This window comes from Variovorax sp. V35, from assembly GCF_041154465.1.
Classification (GTDB): Bacteria; Pseudomonadota; Gammaproteobacteria; order Burkholderiales; family Burkholderiaceae_C; genus Variovorax; species Variovorax boronicumulans.
This window is the reverse complement of sequence record NZ_AP028666.1, coordinates 4,284,001-4,293,328: the sequence shown is the minus strand read 5'-3', so window position 1 is coordinate 4,293,328 and position 9,328 is coordinate 4,284,001. Positions and strand designations below refer to the sequence as shown.

At 68.9% G+C, this 9,328-nt stretch carries 12 protein-coding genes; 7 read left to right on the top strand and 5 right to left on the bottom strand.

Features of this window, described 5'->3' with window-relative positions; translation table 11 throughout:
• Positions 1-14 precede the first annotated feature (14 nt).
• Genes ACAM42_RS19980 through ACAM42_RS19970 form a run of 3 tightly spaced genes read left to right on the top strand, consistent with a single transcriptional unit; the run spans position 15 to position 3,071 of the window.
• On the top strand, positions 15-1,175 hold the full coding sequence (locus ACAM42_RS19980; protein WP_070061002.1) for an ATP phosphoribosyltransferase regulatory subunit: 1,161 nt from the start codon (positions 15-17) through the stop codon (positions 1,173-1,175).
• Between the two features lie 22 nt (positions 1,176-1,197).
• The gene (locus tag ACAM42_RS19975; RefSeq protein ID WP_062480752.1) at positions 1,198-2,529 is read left to right on the top strand and encodes an adenylosuccinate synthase; all 1,332 of its coding nucleotides are present in this window, start codon (positions 1,198-1,200) and stop codon (positions 2,527-2,529) included.
• A gap of 17 nt (positions 2,530-2,546) precedes the next feature.
• Complete coding sequence (locus ACAM42_RS19970) at positions 2,547-3,071, top strand: phosphoribosyltransferase (protein WP_062480750.1); 525 nt, start codon at positions 2,547-2,549, stop codon at positions 3,069-3,071.
• A gap of 31 nt (positions 3,072-3,102) precedes the next feature.
• Here ACAM42_RS19970 and ACAM42_RS19965 read toward each other — a convergent pair whose 3' ends face one another.
• The 3 genes from ACAM42_RS19965 to ACAM42_RS19955 form a co-directional block, all read right to left on the bottom strand.
• Positions 3,103-3,573, bottom strand: coding sequence for a VOC family protein (locus ACAM42_RS19965; protein ID WP_062480749.1), 471 nt, complete (start codon positions 3,571-3,573; stop codon positions 3,103-3,105).
• A 75-nt stretch (positions 3,574-3,648) separates the two neighbouring features.
• Entirely contained in the window at positions 3,649-4,530 is an 882-nt protein-coding gene (locus tag ACAM42_RS19960; protein WP_369629125.1) for a helix-turn-helix domain-containing protein, read from the bottom strand.
• A gap of 79 nt (positions 4,531-4,609) precedes the next feature.
• Complete coding sequence (locus ACAM42_RS19955) at positions 4,610-5,365, bottom strand: M48 family metallopeptidase (protein ID WP_062480745.1); 756 nt, start codon at positions 5,363-5,365, stop codon at positions 4,610-4,612.
• A 134-nt stretch (positions 5,366-5,499) separates the two neighbouring features.
• Here ACAM42_RS19955 and ACAM42_RS19950 point away from each other — a divergent pair, with 134 nt between their 5' ends.
• Entirely contained in the window at positions 5,500-6,693 is a 1,194-nt protein-coding gene (locus ACAM42_RS19950) for a PLP-dependent transferase (RefSeq protein ID WP_070060997.1), read from the top strand.
• Between the two features lie 84 nt (positions 6,694-6,777).
• Here the strand turns inward: ACAM42_RS19950 and ACAM42_RS19945 are convergent, their stop codons facing one another.
• A complete protein-coding gene (locus ACAM42_RS19945; RefSeq protein ID WP_369629124.1) occupies positions 6,778-6,912 on the bottom strand; it encodes a hypothetical protein in 135 nt (44 codons plus the stop codon).
• A 137-nt stretch (positions 6,913-7,049) separates the two neighbouring features.
• Between ACAM42_RS19945 and ACAM42_RS19940 the strand changes: the two genes are divergently transcribed.
• Complete coding sequence (locus ACAM42_RS19940) at positions 7,050-7,253, top strand: hypothetical protein (RefSeq protein WP_062480739.1); 204 nt, start codon at positions 7,050-7,052, stop codon at positions 7,251-7,253.
• Positions 7,254-7,346: 93 nt separating this feature from the next.
• On the opposite strand, the gene ACAM42_RS19935 is transcribed toward ACAM42_RS19940, so the two are convergent.
• Entirely contained in the window at positions 7,347-7,982 is a 636-nt protein-coding gene (locus ACAM42_RS19935) for an arylesterase (protein ID WP_369629123.1), read from the bottom strand.
• A 36-nt stretch (positions 7,983-8,018) separates the two neighbouring features.
• Between ACAM42_RS19935 and ACAM42_RS19930 the strand changes: the two genes are divergently transcribed.
• Both ACAM42_RS19930 and ACAM42_RS19925 read left to right on the top strand, forming a co-directional pair.
• Positions 8,019-8,741 (top strand): ABC transporter ATP-binding protein, encoded by a 723-nt coding sequence (locus ACAM42_RS19930; protein ID WP_369629122.1) that lies wholly within the window; start codon positions 8,019-8,021, stop codon positions 8,739-8,741.
• Positions 8,742-8,803: 62 nt separating this feature from the next.
• Positions 8,804-9,325: a ribosomal protein L7/L12 gene (locus ACAM42_RS19925; protein ID WP_369629121.1), complete on the top strand. Its 522-nt coding sequence runs from the start codon at positions 8,804-8,806 to the stop codon at positions 9,323-9,325.
• Positions 9,326-9,328 lie beyond the last annotated feature (3 nt).

Below are 9,328 nucleotides of genomic sequence, written 5' to 3'. Positions count from 1 at the left end.
CGCCCCCGATCCCCATGTCCGCCTGGGTCCTCCCGGATCACATTGCCGATGTGCTGCCCTCCGAGGCGCGCCACATCGAAGAACTTCGACGCCAGCTGCTCGATACCGCCCGTGGCTATGGCTACGAGCTGGTGATGCCGCCGCTGCTCGAGCACCTGGAGTCGCTGCTTTCGGGCACCGGCGAAGCGCTCGACCTCCAAACCTTCAAGCTCGTCGACCAGCTCTCCGGTCGCAGCATGGGCCTGCGTGCCGACACCACCCCCCAGGTGGCGCGCATCGACGCCCACCTGCTGAACCGCGACGGCGTGGCGCGCCTGTGCTACTGCGGCCCGGTGGTCCATACCCGGCCCGACCGCCCGCACGCCACCCGCGAGCCGCTGCAGTTCGGCGCCGAGATCTATGGTCACGCCGGCCTCGAAGCCGACACCGAAACCCTGCTGCTGGCACTCGACTGCCTCGATGCCGCCGGCCTGCGCGACGGCGTGATCGTCGACCTGGCCGACGCCCGCATCGTGCGCGCGCTGTTCGCCGGCGTGCCGGTCGATGCCGCCGCGATCGCCCGCGTGCACGCCGCGCTGGCCGCCAAGGACGCGAGCGAGCTGCAGGCGCTCACCAAGGATTTCCCCGCCGCATCACGCGACGGCCTGCGCGCCCTCGTGGGCCTGTACGGCGATGTGGCCGTGCTCGACGAGGCCGCAAAGGCCCTGAAGGGCACGCCCACCGTGGCCGCGGCACTGGCCGACCTGAAGCAACTCGCCGCCGGCCTGAACGGCACGGCAGGGCGCCAGATCAGCTTCGACCTGGCCGACCTGCGCGGCTACGCCTACTACAGTGGCATGCGTTTCGGCATCTACGTGCCGGGCGCGGCCGACTCGCTGGTGCGCGGTGGCCGCTACGACGAGGTGGGCGCCGTGTTCGGCCGCAACCGTCCGGCCGTCGGCTTCAGCCTCGATGTGCGCGAACTCGTCGGCGTGCTGCCGGCGCGTCCGCTGCGCGCCGCCATCCGTGCGCCCTGGAGCGACGCGGCCGGCCTGCGCGAGGCCATCGCCCAACTGCGCAAGGCCGGCGAAACGGTTGTCTGCGTGCTGCCCGGACATGGCAGCGAAATCGATGAATTCCATTGCGACCGCGAGCTCGTCGAGCAGGCCGGCCAATGGAGTGTCCGAGCGATCTGAATTTTTAAGCAATGGAACGAGCATGAGCGTAACCACCGGAAGAAACGTGGTCGTCGTCGGGACCCAGTGGGGCGACGAAGGCAAGGGCAAGCTGGTCGACTGGCTGACGGAAAGCGCCCAGGGCGTGGTCCGTTTCCAGGGCGGCCACAACGCGGGCCACACGCTGGTCATCAACGGCGTGAAGACCGCGCTGCACCTGATCCCGAGCGGCATCATGCGCCCCGGCGTCAAGTGCTACATCGGCAACGGCGTGGTGCTGTCGGCGGCCAAGCTGTTCGAGGAAATCGAAGGCCTGGAAAAAGCCGGCGTCGAAGTGCGCTCGCGCCTGCGCATCAGCGAGGCCTGCCCGCTGATCCTGCCGTTCCACGCCGCGCTGGACATCGCGCGCGAGGCCTACCGTGAAAAGGGCGGCATCGAGAAGATCGGCACCACCGGCCGCGGCATCGGCCCGGCCTACGAAGACAAGATCGCCCGCCGCGCGCTGCGCGTGCAGGACCTGAAGCACCCCGAGCGCTTCGCGGCCAAGCTGCGCGTGCTGCTCGAGCTGCACAACCACGTGCTGACCCAGGTGCTGGGCGCGCCCGCCATCGACTACGACACCGTGTTCGACGAGGCCATGCGCCACGCCGCGCTGCTCAAGCCCATGATGGCCGACGTGTCGCGTGAGCTGAACGACGCCCACAAGGCCGGCGCCAACCTGCTGTTCGAAGGCGCGCAGGGCACGCTGCTCGACGTCGACCACGGCACCTACCCGTACGTCACCTCCAGCAACTGCGTGGCCGGCAACGCCGCCGCCGGTTCGGGCGTGGGCCCGGGCATGCTGCACTACGTGCTGGGCATCACCAAGGCCTACTGCACCCGCGTGGGCGGCGGTCCGTTCCCCACCGAACTCGACTGGGCCACGCCGGGCACCCCCGGCTACCACATGAGCACCGTGGGCGCCGAAAAGGGCGTGACCACCGGTCGCAGCCGCCGTTGCGGCTGGTTCGACGCCGCGCTGCTCAAGCGCTCGGCGCAGGTCAACGGCCTGTCGGGCCTGTGCATCACCAAGCTCGACGTGCTCGACGGCCTCGAGAAGCTCGAGCTGTGCACCGGCTACGAACTCGACGGCGAAACCACCGACATCCTGCCAATGGGCGCGGACGAGATCGAGCGCTGCACGCCGATCTACGAAACGCTCGAAGGCTGGACCGAAAGCACCGTGGGCGTCACGCAGTACGACAAGCTGCCGGTCAATGCGCGGCTGTACCTGCAGCGCATCGAGCAGGTCACCGGCGTGCCGATCCACATGGTGTCCACGAGCCCTGACCGCGACCACACGATCATGATGCGCCATCCTTACTTGGCCGACTGAAGAGGAAGAAAAGACCCATGTTGACCGAAGACGGCAAACATCTCTACGTCAGCTACGACGAGTACCACAACCTGATCGAGAAGCTCGCGATCAAGGTGCACCAGTCGGGCTGGGAGTTCGACACCATCCTGTGCCTGGCGCGTGGCGGCATGCGCCCGGGCGATGTGCTCTCGCGCATCTTCGACAAGCCGCTGGCGATCATGTCGACCAGCTCCTACCGCGCCGATGCCGGCACGATCCAGGGCCATCTCGACATCGCCCGCTACATCACGACCCCCAAGGGCGAGATCGCCGGCAAGGTGCTGCTGGTGGACGACCTGGCCGATTCGGGCCACACGCTGCACGCCGTGATGGACATGCTGCGCAACAACTACCAGCCGATCACCGAGCTGCGCAGCGCGGTCATCTGGACCAAGGCGCTGTCGACCTTCACGCCCGACTACTCGGTCGAGTTCCTGGCCACCAACCCGTGGATCCACCAGCCCTTCGAGGGCTACGACTCGCTCGGCGCCGAGAAGCTGATCGAGAAGTGGTCGGTCTGACGACCGGCCCTGGCACCACCGGCCGGCGCGCTCAACTGCTGCTGCAGCTGCCGCCGCCGGGGGTGTCGAACATCGCGGTGTAGCGCCGCTGCATTTCCTCCGGCGTCAGCTTCTCGATGCTGTGCCCCACGTTCCACCGGTGACCGAAGGGGTCGCGGAAGACGCCGGAACGCTCCCCATAGAACTGATCCTGCGGTGCCATGTCCAGCGTGGCGCCGGCGGCGACCGCGCGCGCGACCAGCGCGTCGGCATCGTCCACATGCAAATGCAGCGAGACCGCGCTGCCGCCGAGCGCCTTGGGCGAGCGGATGTTGAACTCGGCGAACTCGTCCGAGATCATCAGGATCGCGCCGTTGTGAAAGTCCAGCTCGACGTGCCCGATGCGGCCGCTGGGCTCGGTCAGCCGAAAGATTTCCTTCACCTCGAACACGTGGCAATAGAAGTCGACGGCGGCGGCGGCGTTGTCGACGCAGAGGTACGGAAACAGCTCGTGGATGGCCATGGCGGGACCTGCCTTTCTTTCTTGAATCGGATGTTGAAACGGGGACCGTGGCGCCGATTCTGCGCAGCCCCGGCGCTAGCGTCTTGAAGGAATTTGACCTGCCGCACTGACAGCCGGCACATGACGCGGCGACGCTGCCCCCGTCTGCCGCCAGGCCTGCGGCGACAGGCCGGCCAGCGCCGAGAACTCGCGGCTCAGGTGCGCCTGGTCGCTGTAGCCCGCGGCGAGCGCGATGTCGGCCCAGGCGCGCGCGGGATCGTCGGCGGCCAGTGCCAGCACGCGATCGAAGCGCATCACGCGGGCGTATTCCTTGGGCGCGAGCCCGACCGCCGCGCGAAACAGCGCGATGAAGCGCCGGTGGCTGTAGCCGCTGCGCGCCACCAGCGCGGCGATCGACGCGGGCGTGTCGCGCGTCATCTGCCCGAGCGAGGCGGCCACGGCCGGGTGCAGGCCGCGCGGGCTGGTGCGGGGCAGTGTGGCAGCGGCCAGGCGCCGGGTCAGCAGGGCCTCGAACACGTCCAGTTGCTGGGCCGGGTCGTCGGACGATGCATGCAGCTGTTCGAGCGCGTCGGCGGTCTGGCCTTCGCCCCACAGCGCGTCGAGCGGCGTGTGGCGCCCGCCCAGGGCGTCTTCAGGTGCGCCGAGCAGCAGCCGGGCCGCACCGGGGTGCAATTGCGCGCCGACCGAGCGTGTCGCCACCGACACATCGCGCAGGTAGAAAGCGGCGCGCGCGCCGCCGACGATGGCATGGCCGACCGTGTGGCCGCGCAGGTCGCGTGTGTCGTCGAAGAGTCGCAGCGGCGGCCCCGAAAGCCGGAACACCAGGTGCATGCCGCCCGTGGGCAGCACGTGCTCGCGGGCGCCGGTGCGTGTGTCGGGTGTGCCCTCGGGCGCCGAGGCCCACAGCAGCCGCAGGAAGGGCCGCAGATGAGGGGACGGGGGCCGCGTCAGCTGCATGGCGCGACGGGCCCCGGCAAGGGCGGGCGGGTGAGCATCGGCGCATTGTGCGCCGAGCAGCCGCCCGGGCCCAGGCTGCTTACTTGCTCGTTGCGAGGCGCTTCTGGATGTTGGCGGCGCGGTCGCCGGAAGCCGGGTGCGAGCTGAGCATCGAGCTCTTGCCGCCGTCGAGCTTGGCCAGCTTCTGGAACGCGGTGACGAGGCCTTCGCGCTTGAGCTTCTGCGTGGTCAGCAGGTCGAAGGCGTAGTTGTCCGAGTCGGTTTCCTGCGATTGCGAGAACTGCGCGTTGACCAGCTTCTCGGCGAAGTCGCCGATCTGCGAGGACGACAGCTGCGTGATCGCCGCATTGCCCGTGGCGCCGGCCAGGCCGCGCGCGGCCGACACGGCGTAGGCGGTCTGCATGGCCTTCTTGCTGTGGCCCAGGGCGACGTGGCCGATCTCGTGGCCGATGATGCCGCGCAGCTCGTCGTCGTTCATGAGGTCCATGAGGCCGCTGTAGACGCGGATGCAGCCGTTGCCCATGGCCCAGGCGTTCACGTCCTTCGTGAGGTAGACCTTGTAGCTGGCGGGCTGGCCACCGATGGTGGTGGGCAGGCCCTGGCGCACGCGCTCCAGGCGCTTGCTGTAGGCATCGGCGGGGCCCGCGACCTTGGAGCTCTTGTCGAGCTCGGCGCAGGACTGGTTGGCCAGGGCCTGCACGTCGCCGTCGGTGAGCGACATGGCCTTGAAGGCGCTGCCGCCGGCGCCCGCGAGCGCGTTCGAATCCAGGTTCTTCATGCCGCCGCAGGCGGACAGGGCCGCAGCGGCCGTGATGGTGATGAGCAGATGACGCATCGAGAAAATCCTCCCTTTATTTTCGGAGGGGCAACTCTATCCGCAATGCGCGTGCGATCCGGCCAAGGCCGTCGACATCGAACGGAGAATGTCACGGCCGTCGAGGGTTCCTCGCGGGGCGCTAGCATCGGCACATGAGCAAGCCTTCCACGACCCTGATCCACCATCCCTACACGCCGCCGGCCACCTTCGCTGCGCCGCAGCCCGGCGTGTTCAAGGCCTCGACCGTGTTCTTCGCCGACGTCGCTGCCATGCGCGCGCGCGACTGGAAGACCAAGGCCGGCTACACCTACGGCCTGCACGGCACGCCCACCACCTTCACGCTCGAAGAACGCCTGGCCACGCTCGAAGGCGGCACCGAATGCCTGCTGGTGCCCAGCGGGCTGGCCGCGATCTCTCTGGTCTCGTTCGCGTTCCTCAAGACCGGCGACGAGGTGTTGATTCCCGACAACGCCTACGGCCCCACCAAGGCGCTGGCCACCGGCGAGCTCGCCAACTTCGGCATCACGCACCGCCTGTACGACGCGATGAATCCGTCCGACCTGGAAGCCAAGCTCTCGCACCGCACGCGGCTGGTGTGGCTCGAAGCGGCCGGCTCGGTGACGATGGAATTCCCCAACCTGCCGGCGCTGGCCGAGGTCTGCCGCGAACGCGGCGTGATGACCGCGCTGGACAACACCTGGGGCGCGGGCCTGGCCTTCGCGCCCTTCGATTTCAACGGCACGGGGCAGGGCGTCGACGTGTCGGTGCACGCGCTCACCAAGTACCCCAGCGGCGGTGGCGACGTGCTCATGGGCAGCGTCGTCACGCGCGACGAGCGCCTGCACCGCGCGCTCAAGCTCACCCACATGCGCACCGGCTTCGGCATCGGCGTGGGCGACGTCGAAACCCTGCTGCGCTCGCTGCCGAGCATGGCGCTGCGCTACGCCGCGCACGATCGCGCGGCGCGCGAGCTGGCCGGCTGGCTCAACGGCTGCGAAGAGATCGCGCAGGTGCTGCACCCCGCGCTCGAGGACTCGCCGGGCCACGCCAACTGGCGCGCGCTGTGCGGCGCCACCGACCTGGCCGCGGGCCTGTTCTCGGTGGTGTTCGACGAGCGCTTCAGCACCGAGCAGGTCGATCGCTTCTGCGACAGCCTGAAGCTTTTCCGCCTCGGCTATTCGTGGGGCGGCCCGATCAGCCTCGTCGTGCCCTACGACATCGGTTTGATGCGCGACGCCAGCGTGGCCCGCTGGCCCTACAAGGGCACGCTGGTGCGTTTCTCGGTCGGCCTGGAGGATGTGGACGACCTGCGTGCCGACCTGCAGCAGGCGCTGCTGCAGATGTAGGCGCTGTTGCGCGCTGTGGGCAGGAAACACCGCAAGGGCCAGCGCGTCGCGCCGCCGGCGGCGCGCGATGCGGTGCCGCCAGCGTCACGGGTGCTGGCCGTGCCCGCGCAGGTGCTGGAGGCGCTCGCGCAGTCCGGCCTTCTGGAAGGCGTGTCCGACCTGCGCGGCACGCGACTCTTCATCGGTGGCGGCCGGCGCGGGGGCCATGGGCTGGTTCATGCACCAGCGTTACCCGGGTTTGCAAGGTGTGTTCGAGTTCGAAACGGCCGCCGGCGCCGCGTCTTGAGACTGCACCGTTATCGCTTACAGTAGGCTGAAGCGCAGTCACCCTGACTGCCTCGCCTGAAGGAGAAGCAGTGGCAACACCCAATTACGGCTACGAGAAGCGCCAGAAAGAGCTGGCCAAGAAGAAAAAGAAGGAAGAAAAGCTCCGGGAGAAGGCGAACCGCAAGCTCAATCCGAGCAGCGACGGGCTGGCCCCCGGAGACCCGGAGACCGACGTGGCATCGCTCGAACGCGATCCCCCCACGGCGCCCGAGTTGCCGACCAAGAACGGATGACCCCTCGTTCCTGGCACCCCTGAAAACAGAAAAGCCGCTGCAGGCGAAGGCCTGCGGCGGCTTTTTCTTTGGGGCGCGCGCAACGAAAAAGGGCTACTTGGGCAGCAGCTTGCGCAGCTCCGGCCAGACGTTGTCCAGGATCTGCGGCTGTGCCGCGGCGGTCGGGTGGATGCGGTCGGACTGGAACAGCGTCATGGCGTCGGGCGCATCGGCCACGCCCTTGAGCAGGAAGGGCACCAGCGCCGACTTCGTCGCGCCCGCCACCTTCGCGAACACGGCCTCGAAGCGCCGCGTGTAGTCGCCGCCGTAGTTCGGCGGCACCTGGATGCCGACGATCAGCACCCGGGCGCCCGCCGCCTGCGCGGCCTTGGTGATCTGCAGCAGGTTGTCTTCGGTGTTCGACAGCGGCAGGCCGCGCAGGGCGTCGTTGGCGCCCAGCTCCAGCACCACGTGGCTGGGCTTGTGCTGCGCCAGCAGGGCGGGGAAGCGGGCGCGACCGCCGGAGCTGGTGTCGCCGCTGATGCTGGCGTTGACCACCGAGGCTGCGATCTTCTGCTGCGCAAGCCTTTTTTCCAGCAAGGGTACCCAGCCTTCGCCGCGCTTGAGGCCGTACTCTGCGCTTAGCGAATCACCGAGCACGAGGATCACCGGCTTGCCGGCCGGGGCTGCTTGGGCCTGGGCCGCCGCAGCCGTCCATGCCCCCGCGCTGCCGAGCGCGGCGGTGGTCAAGATAAAGTCACGTCGATTCAAAACGAAAAGCCTTTCATGTCCCAACCCCCGTCTGATGCCATTGTCGCCGTCAAGCATGTCTTCAAGTCCGTCACCGACTCGGCCGGCACGCTGGACATTCTGCAGGACATCCATTTCACCCTGGGCGCGCGGGAAACCGCCGCCATCGTCGGCGCCTCGGGCTCCGGCAAGAGCACCTTGCTGTCGATCATTGCCGGGCTGGACACGCCCACGCGCGGCACCGTGAAGCTGGCGGGCGACGACATCTTCGCCATCGACGAGGACGAGCGCGCCGCGTTGCGCGCCCAGCGCGTGGGCTTTGTGTTCCAGAGCTTCCAGCTCCTGGGCAACCTGAGCGCGCTCGAGAACGTCATGCTTCCGCTGGAGCTGGCCAACCGCAAGGACGCACGCAAAGCCGCCACCGAGATGCTGGGCCGCGTCGGCCTGGGCCAGCGCCTGGGCCACTACCCCAAGGTGCTGTCGGGCGGCGAGCAGCAGCGCGTGGCGCTGGCGCGGGCCTTCGTGGTCCAGCCAGCCCTGCTGCTGGCCGACGAGCCCACCGGCAGCCTCGACTTCGCCACCGGCGAGCAGGTCATGAAACTCATGTTCGACCTGAACCGCGAACTGGGAACCACGCTGGTACTGGTCACGCACGACCGCGGCATCGCCTCGCAGTGCGAGCGGCGCATCACCATCGAGGCCGGGCGCGTGGCGCTCAACGAGACAACACCCGTATCGACGGTCGCGCAGGCGGCCTGAGCCCGCAAGAAGACAGACAGCGCCCGGCTCCCGCGGCGCTCCCCGAACACAGAGGAGAGTTCATGACCCAGCTTCCCCCCGAAGCCATTGCCGCCCTGGAGCGCGGCAACCTGATCGAAGCCATCAAGATCGTGCGCGAGCGCACCGGCATGGACCTCAAGTCGTCCAAGGAGGCCGTCGAGCGCTATGCCAACAGCGGCGCGGTCGCCGCAGGCGCGCCGGCCGACTGGCAGGAAGGCGACTGGGGCCGGGGCGAGGCTGTGGCCGAGACGGGCAGCGGCATGCAGGGCAACGGCCCCGCCGCCGTGCCGGCCGCCGCACTCGCGGCGCTGGCGCGGGGCCAGAAGGTCGAGGCCGTGCGCCTCACGCGCGAGGCCACCGGCCTGGGCCTGGCCGAGGCCAAGCAGCTGGTCGAGGCGCACCAGAACCCGGCAGCCGGCGACTTCGGGCACCTGCCGTCGAGCGCGGCGGTGAACCCGATGGCCGAACCGGGCCGGGTGTCGGGCGGCGGCTTCAAGTGGCTGCCCGTGATCGTCGTGCTGCTGATCGCTGCTGCGGCGTGGTCGTATTTCAAGGGCGCCTGAGGC